This window comes from Bacillus proteolyticus (assembly GCF_001884065.1).
Lineage (GTDB): Bacteria > Bacillota > Bacilli > Bacillales > Bacillaceae_G > Bacillus_A > Bacillus_A proteolyticus.
Map to the genome: position 1 here is coordinate 1 of NZ_MACH01000020.1, position 17,277 is coordinate 17,277.

A 17,277-nucleotide genomic window follows, 5' to 3' on the forward strand; every position below is an offset into this window, starting at 1 on the left:
TTTACCTTATTGAACTAAAGTATCTGTTAGCTTAATAGCAAATGATTAAAATCCACTATTTCTCCCAAAGCTCGATCAATCGACCTTCAGGATCTTTAATCCAAATAAACTTTCCAAATTCACTAATCTCTTCTTTCTTTTCAAGAGGTACACCAATATGTTCAAGATGCTGAATAGTCTCGTTTAGATTATGTACTTGGAAATTTAACATTACTTGTTGTTCTGTTGGAAAATAACTGTCATTCTCGGCAAAGAAAGAAAAGATAGTCTCAGTTCCTAATTCGGGTTTAATCACGGTCCCATTCCAATTTTCTATTTCAATCTTCAACACTTCACTGTACCATTTTTTTATAACATCAAGATTTTTAGTTCTCCAAAATATTCCTCCGAAACCTTTTATCATTGTATTTAACCCCTGTCTGTCTTTTAATTTTTAATGTGACTATGTATTCAATATATCAAAACAAAAGAGTAATAGTAAGTGGGAAATAGGAGGCCTGGAAAAATGAATAAAGCAATGATAAAAGACCGCACATGAGGTAAAAGCAATGTGCGGTCTTTTAAATATAGTACAGTATTACGAAGTTTCGCTAATTTTAGTCTCTGTATGAGTGTTAGTAGCAATTCTTTTCTTAACCTTAAAGTGATAGTAGGTGTAGCAAAAGATAATAAATGGTACAGTACAATAGATTCCTAGTCTTTGATCTGGGATAAAGATAAGACTTAATAATATAATGCCATACAATCCAAATCCAAGAATTGGTACAAGAGGATAAAGTGGAGTTTTGAATTTTAAGTCTTCTAATTTTCCACCTTCGGCTAAATAATGTTTACGGAAAAAGAATTGAGAAACACAAATTGACATCCAAACAATAATTGTAATGACTCCAGAAATTGAAATTAACCATAAGTAAACCGTTTCAGCAGCTACAACGCTTGTCAAAAGAGAAAAAGCAGAAATAGCGATCGTCAAGATTAAAGCGTTTAAAGGTATTCCTCGTGATGATAATTTCTTTAAAAAGGCTGGGGCCATTTCATTTTTTGATAATGACCAAAGCATTCGAGTTGCAGCATACAGTCCTGAGTTTGCGACAGAAAGAACAGCAGTAAGAATAACAAAGTTCATAATATCAGCTGCATATGGAATACCGATATTATCAAAAACAGCAACAAATGGGCTCTTCGTTAATCCTGCTTCTTCCCAAGGAATTAAAGCTACAAGAACAAAGATTGCTAAGACGAAGAAAAACATCGTGCGCCATATAATATTTCTAATAGAACGAGGTAAAGTTTTCGCTGGATCTTCACTTTCACCTGCTGCAATTCCGACAAGTTCGGTACCTTGGAAGGAATAATTGACCGTAACCATTGTTAATAAAATAGCGGCCAGTCCATTCGGGAATAAACCACCATGATTTACGAAATTTGAAAATAACGGAGCTGGTTCGTCTCCTTTTAAGTCAATAAAACCGAACATAGCCGCGCCGCCAAGGATAATAAAAGCAATAATGGCAGATACTTTAATACTTGAAAACCAAAATTCTGTTTCTGCATAACTACGAGCGGATAATGCGTTAATCGTGAATATTGTAACGCCAAATACTAAACACCAGACCCAGACGGGAATATCAGGAAACCAGCGCTGCATCGTAATACCGGCAGTTGTAAATTCAAGACCGGTCGTATTCGCCCAGCTTAGCCAATACAACCATCCGATTGTAAACCCAGTTGCAGGGTTAATAAACTTGGTTGCATATTCCTGGAAAGAACCTGATACAGGCATTGCTACGGCAAGCTCACCAAGACATAGCATAACGAGATACATTAATAACCCACCGGCCACAAAGGCAAGTACGGATCCACCAGGTCCAGCTTTACTTATAATAAAACCAGATCCGTTAAATAACCCCGTTCCAATCACACCACCGAGTGCAATCATGAATAAATGTCTACTTTTCATCGTGCGCTTTAATTCATTGTTTGTATTGTTTACTTGCGTCATTGTTTTCCTCACTTTCATAATTGGTAGTATGAAAATTGATGTTTTTCCGTATTATGGAATGTATTCCGTGATGTGAAATCTTGTTCTAATTTTCAGATAATTAAGAGAAAAAGTCAATATTTTTTTGTTTGCGTTTTCAAAATGTTGATAGCGTATCTTTTGTTTATTTTGAAAATTAAATAAATTAATTGATTTCAGTTTGAAATTTTGTTAAATTGATAGTTAATTAGGCTAAACACACTACAAGTAAAGTTGAGGCGAGTTATGGTACAGTCCATTGATCGAGCAATAGGTATTATTAAGCTATTGAATTCTACAAATGAAAAAGAGTATTGGGCTATTTCTGATATAGCTGATAGAACACATCTCCCGGTTAGTACAGTACATAGGTTACTGAACTCTCTAATGGAGCATGGGTTAGTTACGCAGATTTCAGAAACAAAACAGTACAAGATTGGACCAATGTGGATGGAAATAGGATTACGTCAATTGGAGAAGGTAGACTACAGATCTGTTGCAAGAGAAGTGATGAAGCGGTTGGCCTCTGAAGTTGAAGAAAGTGTTTATTTGAACATTCCAAATGGAACACATTCTATTATCATTGAAAGAATTGATAGCCCTTTAAAAATTAGAGTTATCGATAACTTAGGGGAGCAGATTCCACTTTCGATTGGCGCCGCAAATAAAACGATGCTTGCCAATATGAACACGAATGAAATGGAACACATTGTAGAACATTTACTTTCTTCTTTACCAGAACAAAAGCAAATTCTTTTCGATCAAATAAAGCAGATAAGAAACGAAGGGTATGCTGTGAGTTATGGTGAAAAAACAGAAGGGACAGCTTCAGTAGCTGCACCTATTATAGGATTTAATCATAAAGTAGTAGGAGCATTAAGTATCGGATTGATTAGTCATCGCATTAATGATGATCGACTATCTTTTCTTATTAGTAAGGTAAAACAAGCTGCTCATGAAATATCAATAAAAATCGGCAGAACATCAGAAGTATAATTTTGATAACTGTCGTCATTTTTTATTCATATATTGGAATTGATTTTCATAATGCGGAAAAATAGGGGGATTTATATGTCAAAGTGGCAATCTAAAGAACAAATGGTGCAATTATTAAGCGATCTTGTTGAAATTCCTAGTATTACAGGTTCAGAAGCTGAAGTTATATTGCCAGACTTTGTTGTAGAACAATTATCTGACTTACAGTATTTCAAACAAAATCCGCATCATTTGCAAAAAAATCCGACGGGGGATGGACGATATTTTGTTACAGCCCTAGTAAAGAAAAGTGATAGTACGAAAAATACTGTAATTCTTGTTAGTCACTTTGATGTTGTAGATGTACAAGATTATGGAGTATGGAAAGAAGATGCATTTAACCCTAAAAAATTAACATCTATGTTTTATTCTCATAAAGATGAGCTACCAGATCATGTACGTGAAGATATTGAACAAGGAGATTGGCTCTTTGGTAGAGGAACAATGGATATGAAATGTGGTCTAGCTTTACAAATGGCGATGGTTGAGCAAGCTTGTGAAGGAAGATTTGATGGGAATGTTCTTTTATTGGCTGTTCCAGATGAAGAAGTGAACTCTGTAGGGATGAGAGCTGCAGTGCCGAGATTATTAGATTTAGCAAAAGAACATGACTTAGATTATAAAACGGTCTTAAATTCAGAGCCTATGTTTTCAAGACATCCTGGTGACCAAAATAAGTATATTTATACTGGTTCTATTGGTAAAGTGTTACCTGGTTTCCTTTGCTATGGAAAAGAGACACATGTAGGCGAACCTTTTGCAGGATTAAATGGGAGCTATATGGCTGCATTATTAACAGCTGAATTAGAGTTGAATACTGACCTTTGTGATATTGTAGATGGTGAGGCGAGTCCTCCACCAACTAACTTGCTTCAAAGAGACTTAAAGGAGGATTATTCTGTACAAATTCCTCATCGTGCTGTCACGTTATTTAATTTGTTTTTACTAGAAAAAAAGATGACAGATGTAGTTTCATTGTTACGTCAAAAAGTAACGAAAGTAGCAGAGAAAATCGAAGAATCATATGAGGAGCGCGCGTATCATTTTTCTAAGTATAATCCGTTCATACCGCCGAGTCTCAAAGTAAATGTATTAACGTATGAAGAGCTTATCGCTTATGCAATTGAACAACATGGAAGAGAAAAAATAAATGAAATTCAATCCGATATTATAAAAAATAGAGAAGATAAAGATGATCGTGCGGTAACTATTGATTTAGTAGACAAATTAACTATCTTATGTAAAGAAAAGGCTCCAATGATTGTACTTTTCTTTGCTCCGCCATACTATCCAGCTGTGAGTTCACGCAACAATCCTTTAATTAAAGAGGTAGTCGTAGAAATGGAAAAGTATGCCCACTATAATCATAGCATTACATTTGAAAATCAAAATTATTTTGGAGGAATTTCAGATTTGAGCTATGTGGGCTTACAGAACCCATTGGATTCAATGAGTTCTCTTGTAGACAATATGCCATTATGGGATAAAGGATATTCGATTCCACTTCAGGAATTAGAAGAGTTTGACGTTCCAGTATTAAATATGGGACCGGTAGGAAAAGATGCACATCAATGGACGGAGCGTTTGGACGTAAATTACGCATTTGAAACGTTATTAGATATGTTACCTATATGTATTGAAAAACTACTTGTTTCTAATAAAGTTACACAGTCATAGTTTCTGTGTAAGGGGGATAAAAAAAGACCGTAATAATACGGTCTTTTTTTGCTTAATGAATGGTTTGAAGCCTTAGCTTTATGAGAATGTGACAGTACCTCATTTATTAATGTTGCTTGAAAATCAGTTGTTTCACCATTCTGAACAATCGGTACATACGAAGTGCACCCAGTGCTTTCTCCATCTGCTAATCTATTTCCTCCGACAAAAAATAAACCAATCCATTTGTTAACTCCTTGAGTATATGGGAGTAAATGGTTTGAAGTTTCTGGTTTAAAACAGTCAATTTTATCTGCGAAATATTCTTCATTGAACAACTTGTATAAGTTGTATATTATTAATAAATGTAGCGTGTACACTTTTTGTAACGGTATTTGCAGAGTTTTTGTATAATATAATCATGTGAAGTTAACATAACTTATTAATAGTATATATTTGCGTAGAATATCCATTTTAAGTTTTTGAAGTACCCCCCTAAATGAAAATTTTATTTCTCTAAAGTTAGTTACTTAGTGAAGTCTGCTCATTTTTTTGTATTAGGGAAAAATGTACTTTTTAACTTGATGGGTATGGGGTAGTACACCTTTTAGCAAAACCGGAGTGGAAATGATGAGTATAAATAGTTTTGTAAGATTGATAAAGGACGAATTATTAAAAGAGGTAAGCATAAGAAGTGAGGATGAATTCGAGCCTGTAGTAGTTAAAGATATTCCTAGACTTTGGAAGTGTTTAGGGACAGGTAATTATGCCGCAGTATTTATGCACAAAGAATACAAAGATTGGGTAGTGAAAGTTTACGCGCGAGAAGGAGAAGGAATTGAAAAAGAGTCAGAAGTATACCGAAGAATCGGAAATCATCCTTCTTATTCGAAGCTTATATATAAAGGAGAAAATTTCATAGTATTGAAACGTTTAAAAGAAATTACCTTATACGATGCTATTCATAAGGGGATTAAAATTCCTAAGCAGGTAATCCTTGATATCAATGAAGCTATAGAGTATGCAAGGGAGCAAGGATTAACTCCTTGTGATGTTCACGGGAAAAATGTGATGATGGAAAACGGAAGGGGATATGTAGTCGATGTATCTGATTTCTTAAAAACAAAAGAAGATAGTAAGTGGAGAGACCTAGAAAAGGCATATTTTACATTTTACTTGCCTTTTATTTATAAATTGCCTTTCCCTGTTAAAATACCATATTTCATGTTAAACATTGTTAGACGTTCATATAGAAAATATAAGAAGCTTAAAAAGAAATTCAAATTGTAAAAGGACCGTACATTTTAGATATGTCTAATATGTACGGTCCTAATTTTATAACTTCATGAAGTTATTTATAAAATGATTGTAACATCTATAATACTGATATTATTACTATGAGAAGTAAAATTTATTGTTTTAATAGAATATATCATTTCAGTACATTGCATTTTAAATATATAGATGTACTATAGTTCTGAACAAATCACAATAATGGATTAGAAGGGGAATAAACTATGTACACAGACTCAATTGAGTATTAAAATTTCAATCTAATTTACCTTTGTATAGATGCAGGTATCAGTTAGTTGTTTGCCGTCAGCTGAAAAATCTTCATTACGTAATATCCCTTCAAGTTCAAAGCCTAGTTTTTCAGGGATCGCACGACTTTTCGTGTTATTAGATTCACATCGTATTTCAATCCTTCTAAATTTGAATAACTGAAATCCAAGGTTTGTTAAAGCACTTACTGTTTCTGTCATATATCCACTGCCACTAAATTGGGTGTTAATCCAGTATCCAATTTCACATTTAAAACCTTCCAATTAATTCGGTGAAGGCTAGCCGTTCCAACGAAATCATTCGTCTCCTTATTATAGATAAGATAGCGAAAGCTTTCTCTTTTCAAAAAATCTATATGCGCATTTCTCAGGAGAATTTCCGTTTCTTCAACAGTAGGAATTGACTGGAATAAAGACAACCATTGCTTTAACTCACTAATTGAATCATTAATAGCTTGGTGTACGACATTCCCTTCACCAGCTGGAAGTGGTGCTCGAAGAATTAGTCTGTCTGTTTCTATTTGTAACGGAACATCTAATAAAATAGGATTCATATCATTTCTCCTCTCGAAAACTTTAAATTATGACAGAATGAAACTTATATAGTAAAAAAACTTTCACCCAAAAGAAATAATTCTTGAGGACGAGAGTTGCAATTTCGTGGTACCACCTCAGTTGGTTGATATGTCACCATATCAATCTCTTCGGGTACGTTACTATAATACATAAATTAAAAAACACCCTATCTCACTAACAGGAGATCCTGTCACAGCATCACTATAAGTTATTATAGAACCGTGCGAAGCTCCTAGTCTTTCTTCATTAAGAACTTGATAGCAAGTAAAGCTTATCTCCCCTAAAGGCTCCTCCAAAAAATTAGTAAACAATAAATATATATTCAATTAATCACTTAGAAATCCCTTTTCACATATTGAAAACTAAACTGCCAGTTGGTACGAAAAAATGGCTACCGAAGCAGCCTTAGGTTATTCAACTAATGCATGCGTTAGTTGAATAAGGAATTATTATTTTTCATCTATTAGCTTCCAATTTTTATCTTTTGCATAATGGGGTAGCGTCACATCGCTATCAAGCTAACAAAATAAAATCCCCCTAAAATGAATAAATACGCTATTCTTTCTGTAGAATCATAGGAAAGGATGGCGTGTTTTCATTTTGAGCAAGATTTTGCTTTTCCAGCCTGAGAGAAATGTGGTGGGAACATATACAGAATGAATTTAAAATATAATGGGAAGGGAATTTATGAATATAATAAAAGATTGTAATTTTTATCTGGTTAAATTTATCTCAAATGAAGAAATAGGACCCAATCATGAGTCCTATTTCTTCATTTGCAGGTATTGGTGGTTATATACTATGATTCTGTGTCACTGTATTTATCAATAAACTTTTAGACATAACAGTTCTGCAATGTCCCCTTATCCTTAAAAACCTTCAATTAATCCTTTTTTAATCCCTTTTACGACTGCTCCAACTCTTGAATCTACACCCAGTTTTCTAATAATTGAAGAAATGTGATATTCTACAGTTCTTTTACTGATTGAAAGGTCCGTACTAATCTCATAATTTGTTTTATCTTTTGAGATTAAGAGTAATATTCTTTGTTCAGCAGAAGTTAGTGCTTCAATATTATTTCCTATAATCTGATTCTTAGAAAATAGTATATATCCCATGTGACTTTGACGAATTGCGTTAGCTAGGTCAAATGCTGATCTTTCTTTCGTAATGTATGCACTTGCTCCAGCTTCAAAGGCCGCATTATAATATTCTTCATGATCATATCCTGATAGAATTACAACCTTTACATCCGGAAATTTTGACAATAAATCTTTTGTAAGTTCAATACCATTATACTGCTTCATCCTGATGTCTGTAACAATTACATCAGGACGGGTATCTTCCACAGTTTTAATTAATATGGAAGGATCGTGAACGGTATTAATCACCTCAATATCTTCCTCAGATTCTAGTAGTCTTTGGATGCCTAGCATAACCAACAAATGGTCATCCACTAGTAGTGTATGTATACTCATTATTTTCCTCCCAATTTACTGGTATGGTAAATGTGACTAATGTTCCATGTTCTTTTTCAGAAGATATCCTCAAATTTCCGTTCAACTCGGAAATTTGACGCTGGATGGTCATTAGACCAAGGTGGTTGCTTGTACTAAATTCAGAAAAACTGTTCGGAACACAAAAGCCTATGCCGTCATCTTCAACAGTACAAACATAGCAGCCTCTTTCTTCTATGATATGTATTTGAACATTATTCCCCTTGGAATGCTTTATAGCATTATTCAGTAGCTCTTTTATAATACGATAAATCTGTATTTCGATATTTTTCGAGAGAATTTTTAATTTGCAATTAAATTGTATATGAATGAGAATGCGATAATTTAATTCGAACTCGCGTTTTAGTGTGTGTAAACTCGCTTCTAAACCTAAATCTTCTACGATAATAGGGTGAAGATTATGACACATTTTTCTAATGCTATAGATAATATCTTCAAGTTGCTCATCCATTGAATTTAATATGTCTATAGAAAAGTTTCTTTTGGTCTGAAGCATTCTTATTTCGTTTAATTGCAAAATAAGAATTTGAAGAATTTCATCATGTAAGAAAATCGAAAGCCTTTTCCTTTCACTCTCTAGAGATTGAATAATCTGATAATTAAATTGTTTCCAGTTTTGAGCTTTTACCTTTGCTTTTCGAATTTCTTTTTTATTACTATTGAGAGTATTAACACTTAATAGTAAATTTGCCGAGTTTATTACAACCTCTTCAAGTTCATTAATTTCTTGAGGTTTAAATAATGTATAATCATTTTTTTCACCAATAATAATAGCTCCCTGCATGCCTTGGTAAATGAGTATTGGAAAACAAATTAAGTGGTATTTTTCAAACTGAATATGAATTGGAGTAGTACCTTCCTTTAGTAAGTAATTCTGTTCAAGTTGATTCAATTGGTTAAACAGCTCAAATTTATCCATATCCTGAAAAATACCTGTCTCATATAATGAATGATAAATACTATTTGAGTTCCATATTACGGAAACGCCGTTAATGTTAAACATCTGGTTAATAAGCTGTCCGACTAATTTTGCAAGCTCTTTAGCATGTTTTTCCTTCGAGAGTGTTTGAAAAAGCTCAATCTTATGTAAACCTGATTGTGCATCCTTTTTTATGTTTAAATACCTAAATAATGAGAGAATAAGTTTATATATATATACAGAGAGTACAACAGATAATACACTTAAGCTGCATAGTATAAATATTTCTTTTTGTGACAAATCTATGAATTGCTCAACTGAAAAATTAAAAAATAAGAAATTGAGCAAGTAAAAGAGTAAGTTTGTTAGCCATTTAGAAATTCTAATCTCAAATTCGATAACTTCTTGCTTTATTAATAAATAAGAAATAGTTAAAGGAAATATAATAATACTAGGTAAACAATATGTAAATGGAATTTTAGATTCCCCAAAAAGTAGACCGGGAATCAGATTAAGTAGAACAATAGGTAAAAAACTAAGAATAATACCAAAAATCAGAATATATAATTGACTTTTCACCTTAAGATTATTTTCTCGTAAATGTAATGAAACAAGAAAAACACAGATGCTAATACTCAGAAATAGGTTAGTAATTAGTAAAACTTTAAATAAAAAGCTAAAATTATTGTTAGACATATATCCAAAACAACAAAAAATTATATAAATAATTGTCAATCCTGTTGAAATTACAAATGATACAAGGTTGAATATTTTTACATATTTTGGTTTAGTAGATACAGGGAAATTAGAGAAAAAACTTATTAAGAGATAAGAAAGCATAAAAATACTACTCACCTCTATAGCTTTAAAAATATTTATATCATAGCTAGATAATAAGGATGTTAAAATAGCTATCCCAAAGACTGATGTTAGAGAAAAGAATTTTTTTGCTACAATAGATTGTCTTTTTTTTAAAAAGCTAATTAATCCTATAGTAAAAAAAATAAGACTAATAACGCTGATCATATAAAAATGACTAATTAATAAAGAGTTAACGCTTTCTTTAAAATTACTAGAGTGAAAATAGTAGTTATTTATTAAAAGTATTAATAAATATAAAATGCTTAAAGGTATACAGAACCAAATATTACGCATAGGAGTGACCTCTGCCCATAACCATCATTTGAAAATAAGTCATTTCGTCTTTAGAAAGAACAAAATGCATTTCTAAGAGTGCAAATGCTTTTCTATAATATAGTTGAGATAGGATACGACAATAGTGTAGTGCTCCAGATTGTTCTATGTAATCCCGGACTAATGCCCGAACTTCAGGTGAAGAAGATATTTGTTTATCCGTTAAATTTTCAAAAAAATTATCCTGTGTTTTGCAACTATATTCATAAGCTTTTAAAAAAGGAAGATAAGCCTTTAAGTCCTGAAGGTCATTTTTATTATCTGTCATGGCATCATTAGCATCATTTCTTAGCTGACCAGCTATCCCTATATAAGATGTGATTTCTTTTAAAATTCTATTTTCAGGATTAATAGTTCGAAAGATAATTTCTGTGAGTAGACCAGATTTCTTTTCAATAAGTTTCACATATTCTTCTTCACTTAAAATTATTTTTTTATCTATTGAAAAACAAAATTGGATATCTTTCCATTCTCCACAACACGAATGTATCAATTGTTGGAGAAGATCTCGTGTTGCAGTATCTTTTGTCTTATAAGTTAAGTATATCAGTCCTTGCATAAGTAAATATTGAGAAACTAACAAAAAACGAGGATATTCGTTTTTAAAATATAATGGATCTAATACGTCTCCATCACACAAATCATCTATTATATCCGCTGATAAAAAGATAAATTCAACCCCCATTGCCTTATCTAATTCTCTTTTTGTTATTGGTTGTCGTTTGGTCAAAAAAGAAAGAGCTAGATATAGCTCTCCCCACGAGAAGCCAGAAGATTCAGGATTTAAAATCTTTCCTTTATGAGAAAGACATTTCTGAATAAGTAGAAGTATTTCAGATTCATCACTTTGATTACGGTAGGAGATATGGTAATCAATATGATTGATTAAACAATCTTTAAACCCACTGATTTCCACCATCAATTTTCACCCGGAAATCCTTTGCATACTCATCTAATACAATTCGCTCTTCAACTGATAGTGTCTCCAATGAAGGACATAATTCATAAGTTTCAAAGGTAAGTTTGTTTTTTTTCATCTCCATTAAAAATTCCCATATTGCTTTATTCATAAAAAACCCTCTTTCCAAATATTCTGTATTTTAGTTCTATATAAAAAAATACAATAAAAACGGGATATTTTCAATATAGTCCTTAAATTTTTAATACTTAATTTACATATATTTTTTTATTATGCGTGAATTTACAATATAAACTTGCGGAATATACGGATTCTACTAGGATATTTATCTGATAAATTAGACACATAAGACATAACGTCTTAATAAAAATTTTAGGGGGAAAAGAAAATGATTAATGAAAAAAACCTTTTTGATTTAGATGTTCAAGTAACAACAGCTTCAGGTGATGTAGATCCACAAATTACAAGTATTTCAGCTTGTACGCCTGGCTGTGGAAACACAGGTTCATTCAATAGCTTCTGTTGCTAATTGCTATATAAGACATATTATCTTAAAAAAATTTAGGGGGAAAGAAAATGATTAATGAAAAAAACCTTTTTGATTTAGATGTTCAAGTAACAACAGCTTCAGGTGATGTAGATCCACAAATTACAAGTATTTCAGCTTGTACGCCTGGCTGTGGAAACACAGGTTCATTCAATAGCTTCTGTTGCTAATTGAATGCCCAAAAAGAGGGAACACAGATGTGTCCCTCTTTTTCTCCTATTATAATATTTGATTAGAACAGAAGGGAAGATTCCAAATGATTACAGAAAAAAGGAAGACTATTCATACATCAAATAAAACCGCATGTAATAATATATTTGAACCTCTACCATTTTTTATGATTAGATCCCCGTTTTTACCATTTAACGCACTATATCAAATTAAGGATCAAGAATTATTGATTGGAAAATTAAGGGAATATGCAGAAATGGATTACATTAAGGAAGCCATTGCCATTGCAAGTCCTTCATTGCTTGAATCTCTTAAATATATACATGGTGATTTAAGTAATAGGAAAACACAACAAGTAATATCTTCTGTATTAAGATATATGTTAAGAATGACAACACGCCCAACACCTTTTGGAGCTTTTTCCGGGGTAGCATCCGGAGAGTTTAAAGAAAAATCTTTACTTGAAATGAGCCATTTTGAACAATTTAAGAAAAGAACTCGGCCTGATATGGAATGGTTATTGGGAGTGGTTTCATCACTTGAAAAAAATCCTTGTATTCTCCAATTTTTAATGGTTAGTAAAAATCATGCTACTTATCGTGTCGGAAACCGCCTATATTTACCTTTTTCAACTGAATGTGGACAACTTCGTAAGAAAGATATGGAGAAAAAAGAAAATATTTCAATTACATATAGTGAAGTTGTTAAGAAAGTTTTAGATTTAGCTGAAACACATATTACAGTGAAAGAGCTTCTCCAAAAGTTGAATAATGACTATCCAGGCACAGATATAAAGGTAATGGAAAACTTTATTCTCCAGTTGGTAGAGCAAGAATACCTTATAACTGAGCTAAGACCGCCACTTACATATGACTCCCCATTTGATTATGTGATTGACAAGTTAAAAGTAAGAGTTGGTGAAAATCAAATATGGGAAGATTTATTGAAGGTAAAAGATTTAATACTTGTTTATGATCAATTACAGCTTGGAAAGGGGCTTTCTATATACAACGATCTTATCCTATTAATGAAGGGGATTTATGAAGTTTCAACGCCTCTTCAAGTAGATTTCGCTTTAAATATGCATGATTTAGCTATAGGAAAAAACGTAGCAAATGATGTTAGTAAAGCAGCTCAAGTGTTATGGAGCATAGCCGATAGCGGAGTTGGATTTCCTCATCTCCAAAAATATCATATTGAATTTTTAGAAAAATACGGAACAACTAGGGAAGTTCCATTGGTAGAACTTTTAAGTGAGGAATTAGGGCTTGGAGCACCCGCGACATATAAAAATCCAAAAGGAAATAGGGATGGAGAAAATTTTACGCCGCCTTTAGATGAAGAACGTAATGTCCAATTATCATATATGCTTATTGAAGCTATTCATAATCAGCAAAAAGAAATTGAAATTACTGATGAAATAATTAGCAGAATTGGAATAGAAAAAGATACTCGATACGCTCCAGATTCATTTGAAGTATATGGAGAATTGTATGCTACTTCGCAAGAGGAATTAGACAATGGAAAGTATAATTTATGCCTAAGCCCAAATCCAGGATCTCATGCAGCAGGAAGCACATTTGGTCGATTTTTAGATATCTTAGATCCAAATGTTAGACGTGAAATTCAGCAACAAGAAGTGGAGATTGACCATCAATTTAATAATGATGTCGTTATGGTAGAGGGAAGTTTTCTTCCGGCAACTGGCCGTTCAGCGAATGTGGCAATTGGAAAAACTACAAGAGAAGTAACTGTAACTCTTGGAACAAATGGAGATGAAGATACTTTGCAAATTCCAATTGATGATATTGTCGTTGGAGCATCATTAGAAAACTTTTATCTGAAATCTAAAAAATTAGGGAAAAGAATTAAAGTGGTAGCTGGTAATGTACTAAATTACCAAAGTGGCCCTAATATTTATCGCTTTATGAGAGAAGTTTCCCTAAATGATTTAGACCACTGGAGAACATTCAATTGGGGTAATATGACATCTTCACCTTATTATCCAAGGATTCGTTACAAAAATATCATTCTGTCTCCTGCAATTTGGAAGTTAAATAGAGAAACTATCGGTATGAAAAATAAACCTAAAAGTGATGATGAATTTTTAATCCTATTTGAAAAATGGAGAGTGAAATGGGCTGTTCCACGCTATGTATTTATGACGTATAGTGACAATAGGATTTTAATTGATCTTGAAAATATTCTTCATCTTCGAGAATTAAAGAATGAACTTTTTAAGCAGGGTAGATTACAGTTGAGGGAATCATTACATGACATCAATAAAAATTGCCTTAGCAGCCCGCTGGGTAGTCATGCAATGGAAGTTGTATTTCCGTTGAAAAAAATGAACGATGTCGCTAAAAGGAAGAGTTTAGGAGCTGTTGAAGACGGAAAAAAAGAGATGGTTAGTGAGAAAATGATTTATCGTTTGCCCGGAAGTGAATGGCTATATGTTAAGCTCTATGTTCCACAAGCAAGAGAGAATGAATTTATTTCAAAATATATGACATCATTTGCTAATAATATTGTACAAAATGGTTTGGCTCAATCATGGTTCTTCATGCGATATCGTGATCCAGATGCTCATATTCGTTTGCGATTTTATGGAGATCCCAAGAAGTTGAATGCATCTGTTCTTACTCATTTAAGGGATTGGGCAAATAATTTAATGAACTCTGGATTTATTCACAAAATGACGATTGATACGTATGAACGAGAAGTAGAGCGATATGGTGGTCCGTATCTGATAGAATTGGCCGAGAATTTCTTCCATTACGATAGTAGGTCAGTAACAATGCTTCTTAATGTGATCGGACAACAAGCTGAATTGCCAGTACATGCACTGGCATCCTTAAACATAATTGAGATTATGGAGAATTTTGGTTTAACTTATGAACAACAATTGGAAACTATTGAAAGAAATACAGATAAATATGAATTCATGGATGAATTTAGACCAATGAGAAAATTATTAAGTAACATTGGAAATCCTGAAGGTGATTGGAATAATTTACGTAATTACAATTCATCAATTGGACTAGAGATTTATAAAAGTCTATTAGTTCGGAGAGAATCATTAAAAGAATATGTTTCCAGTATTAAACAATATAAAAATGAAGACAAGCTCTGGAATAAACAGCAAACAATTATGGGAGCAATTATTCATATGCATTGTAATCGACTATTGGGAGCTAATCGGGAACTAGAAAAAAAAGCACTTGCCTTTACGCGGCATATCTTATCAAGCCAGCGATATTGGAGGAATGAGAATGAAACAGATACTCAATCACACACCTGAAGATGAGAAACTATCATTTTCAAATATTTTAAAGTCTTTTCATTATTGGCCTGGTTTATTTAAACTTTTATGGGAAACGCACAGAGGATATTTCTTCTGTGTGCTTACCTTAAATTTTTTAAATGGATTATTACCTGCAGCATTGATTTTGACAATCCAATACCTTGTTAATACAGTACAAAACATCTACCAGAATGGGTACAAGGATGATTATTTTACTCATGTTTTACCGTTTTTTATAGCCTTTGCACTAGTTACAATTTTAACGGGTGTTACAGGATCAGTTTTGGAAACATATAAACAGCTTTACCGAAATCTTCTTTCTAATAAAATCAATGTAAAATTAATAGAAAAAGCAAAAAGATTACCTTATTCCAGTTTCGAGAACCCAGAAATTTACAATAAACTTCAAAGGGCGCGCCAAGATTCCACATATAAACCATTTGCTATTTTTGAAGAACTTATGGGGATTATAAAAAGTGGAATAACTGTGATTTCTATTTCCGGTATCTTAATGATTTGGAACTGGCAGTTTACCCTAATTTTAATTCTATTACCACTAATCTCTTCCTGGTCAATCATGAAAATTGGAAAAGAAATTTTTTTAATTGGTCATAAGCGTGCCGAAGAAACAAGAAAACAATTTTACTACTACTATTTGCTAACGACAGACATCACAGTAAAAGAAGTGAAATTATTTGGATTGGGCAATTTACTTCTAAAAAATTATTCAAATATGTTCAATCGATTTTATCTGCAAGATAGACGTCTGCTTTTAAAAAAGATGAGGATTGACCTATTTTTTCAATTAATTAGCGTGGCTTTTGTAATGTTTGTGCAGTTTATGGTGGTTATGGATGCTGTAACAGGGATTATTGCTATTGGAAGTCTTATCGCTTATTTTCAAGCTGTAAATACTACACAAAAAACATCTAATGAATTAATGTATATGATTTTTAATATGCACCAAAACAATCTTTATATGACTCAACTATTCTCATTTTTGGACGTTCCTGAAGAAAGGGATGTTTCAAATAATGGAGACAATACTTATTTAGATAGCATCTCTTTTGAGGAAAAAGGTATTCGATTTATAAATGTCTCTTTTAAGTATCCTGGTCAAAAAGAGTATACATTAAAAAAAGTGAATTTTCACATAAAACCAGGTGAAACATTGGCTCTTGTCGGATCTAATGGTTCGGGTAAATCTACGATTGTAAAGTTAATTACAAAACTTTATACGGACTTTGAAGGGATTATTCTATTAGATGGAAAACCCATTCATCAATACAGTACAAACGAATGGCAGGATAAGATTAGTGCTATTTTCCAAGACTTTGTTAGATATGAACTAGATGTTAAAGATAATATTGGCTATGGTGACTATAAAAAAGCCGATCAAGTAATGGCTATACAAGCTGCTGCTAAAAAATCTGGAGCATTAAAGATGATTAATAGTTTGCCTAACCAAATGGATACACAACTTGGGAAAACTTTTGCGAACGGAATTCAGTTATCCGGAGGGCAATGGCAAAGAATCGCCATTTCAAGAGCATACATGAGGGATGCGAGCCTATATATTCTAGATGAACCTACTGCCGCATTAGATCCAGAAGCAGAAGAAGAGGTTTTTAGAGATTTTAAAGAAATTACAAAGAATTGTATGGGGCTCTTTATATCCCATCGGTATTCAACTGTAAGGCATGCTACAAAAATTATGGTCCTCGATAAAGGTAGAGTCGTGGAACTAGGTACTCATAATGAACTATTAAAGATAAAAGGAATATACGCAAGACTATTTGAGTTACAAGCTAAAAATTTTATAGATTATTCCAAAATTCAAGTGAATGTTTAATTAGA

At 32.6% G+C, this 17,277-nt stretch carries 13 protein-coding genes and 1 pseudogene; 7 read left to right on the forward strand and 7 right to left on the reverse strand.

The genetic code is table 11. The features are described from left to right. Nucleotides 1-55: 55 nt before the first annotated feature. Both BAQ49_RS03185 and BAQ49_RS03190 read right to left on the reverse strand, forming a co-directional pair. Nucleotides 56-403: a VOC family protein gene (locus BAQ49_RS03185; protein ID WP_070139697.1), complete on the reverse strand. Its 348-nt coding sequence runs from the start codon at nucleotides 401-403 to the stop codon at nucleotides 56-58. A gap of 174 nt (nucleotides 404-577) precedes the next feature. Next, nucleotides 578-2,002 (reverse strand): amino acid permease, encoded by a 1,425-nt coding sequence (locus BAQ49_RS03190; protein WP_071744165.1) that lies wholly within the window; start codon nucleotides 2,000-2,002, stop codon nucleotides 578-580. Between the two features lie 264 nt (nucleotides 2,003-2,266). On the opposite strand from BAQ49_RS03190, the gene BAQ49_RS03200 reads away from it, so the two are divergent. The 3 genes from BAQ49_RS03200 to BAQ49_RS03210 all read left to right on the forward strand — a co-directional run bounded on the left by BAQ49_RS03200 (nucleotide 2,267) and on the right by BAQ49_RS03210 (nucleotide 6,001). Beyond that, a complete protein-coding gene (locus BAQ49_RS03200; RefSeq protein WP_000250741.1) occupies nucleotides 2,267-3,016 on the forward strand; it encodes an IclR family transcriptional regulator in 750 nt (249 codons plus the stop codon). A 75-nt stretch (nucleotides 3,017-3,091) separates the two neighbouring features. Continuing rightward, on the forward strand, nucleotides 3,092-4,732 hold the full coding sequence (locus BAQ49_RS03205) for a M20/M25/M40 family metallo-hydrolase (RefSeq protein ID WP_071744167.1): 1,641 nt from the start codon (nucleotides 3,092-3,094) through the stop codon (nucleotides 4,730-4,732). Between the two features lie 600 nt (nucleotides 4,733-5,332). Next, nucleotides 5,333-6,001, forward strand: coding sequence for a protein kinase family protein (locus tag BAQ49_RS03210; RefSeq protein WP_116733427.1), 669 nt, complete (start codon nucleotides 5,333-5,335; stop codon nucleotides 5,999-6,001). 263 nt (nucleotides 6,002-6,264) lie between these two features. Here the strand turns inward: BAQ49_RS03210 and BAQ49_RS03215 are convergent. The 5 genes and pseudogenes from BAQ49_RS03215 to BAQ49_RS32735 form a co-directional block, all read right to left on the reverse strand. After that, nucleotides 6,265-6,827: pseudogene (locus BAQ49_RS03215) on the reverse strand (GNAT family N-acetyltransferase). Nucleotides 6,828-7,718: 891 nt separating this feature from the next. Continuing rightward, nucleotides 7,719-8,327, reverse strand: a complete 609-nt coding sequence (locus tag BAQ49_RS03220; protein ID WP_000022202.1) for a response regulator transcription factor — start codon at nucleotides 8,325-8,327, stop codon at nucleotides 7,719-7,721. Beyond that, nucleotides 8,299-10,440, reverse strand: coding sequence for a sensor histidine kinase (locus tag BAQ49_RS03225; protein ID WP_001244598.1), 2,142 nt, complete (start codon nucleotides 10,438-10,440; stop codon nucleotides 8,299-8,301). The genes BAQ49_RS03220 and BAQ49_RS03225 overlap by 29 nt, the downstream gene beginning before the upstream one ends. Next, nucleotides 10,433-11,401, reverse strand: a complete 969-nt coding sequence (locus BAQ49_RS03230) for a polyprenyl synthetase family protein (RefSeq protein WP_071744169.1) — start codon at nucleotides 11,399-11,401, stop codon at nucleotides 10,433-10,435. The genes BAQ49_RS03225 and BAQ49_RS03230 overlap by 8 nt, the downstream gene beginning before the upstream one ends. Continuing rightward, nucleotides 11,376-11,549, reverse strand: coding sequence for a hypothetical protein (locus BAQ49_RS32735; protein WP_001030236.1), 174 nt, complete (start codon nucleotides 11,547-11,549; stop codon nucleotides 11,376-11,378). The genes BAQ49_RS03230 and BAQ49_RS32735 overlap by 26 nt, the downstream gene beginning before the upstream one ends. 237 nt (nucleotides 11,550-11,786) lie before the next feature. Between BAQ49_RS32735 and BAQ49_RS03235 the strand changes: the two genes are divergently transcribed. The 4 genes from BAQ49_RS03235 (at nucleotide 11,787) to BAQ49_RS03250 (ending at nucleotide 17,272) form a co-directional block, all read left to right on the forward strand. Then, nucleotides 11,787-11,927, forward strand: a complete 141-nt coding sequence (locus tag BAQ49_RS03235; RefSeq protein WP_000606628.1) for a gallidermin family lantibiotic — start codon at nucleotides 11,787-11,789, stop codon at nucleotides 11,925-11,927. A gap of 47 nt (nucleotides 11,928-11,974) precedes the next feature. Further along, nucleotides 11,975-12,115 (forward strand): gallidermin family lantibiotic, encoded by a 141-nt coding sequence (locus BAQ49_RS03240; RefSeq protein ID WP_000606628.1) that lies wholly within the window; start codon nucleotides 11,975-11,977, stop codon nucleotides 12,113-12,115. An 86-nt stretch (nucleotides 12,116-12,201) separates the two neighbouring features. After that, a complete protein-coding gene (locus tag BAQ49_RS03245; protein WP_071744170.1) occupies nucleotides 12,202-15,417 on the forward strand; it encodes a lantibiotic dehydratase in 3,216 nt (1,071 codons plus the stop codon). Beyond that, nucleotides 15,389-17,272 (forward strand): ABC transporter ATP-binding protein, encoded by a 1,884-nt coding sequence (locus tag BAQ49_RS03250; protein WP_071744171.1) that lies wholly within the window; start codon nucleotides 15,389-15,391, stop codon nucleotides 17,270-17,272. The genes BAQ49_RS03245 and BAQ49_RS03250 overlap by 29 nt, the downstream gene beginning before the upstream one ends. The last annotated feature ends 5 nt before the right edge of the window (nucleotides 17,273-17,277 follow it).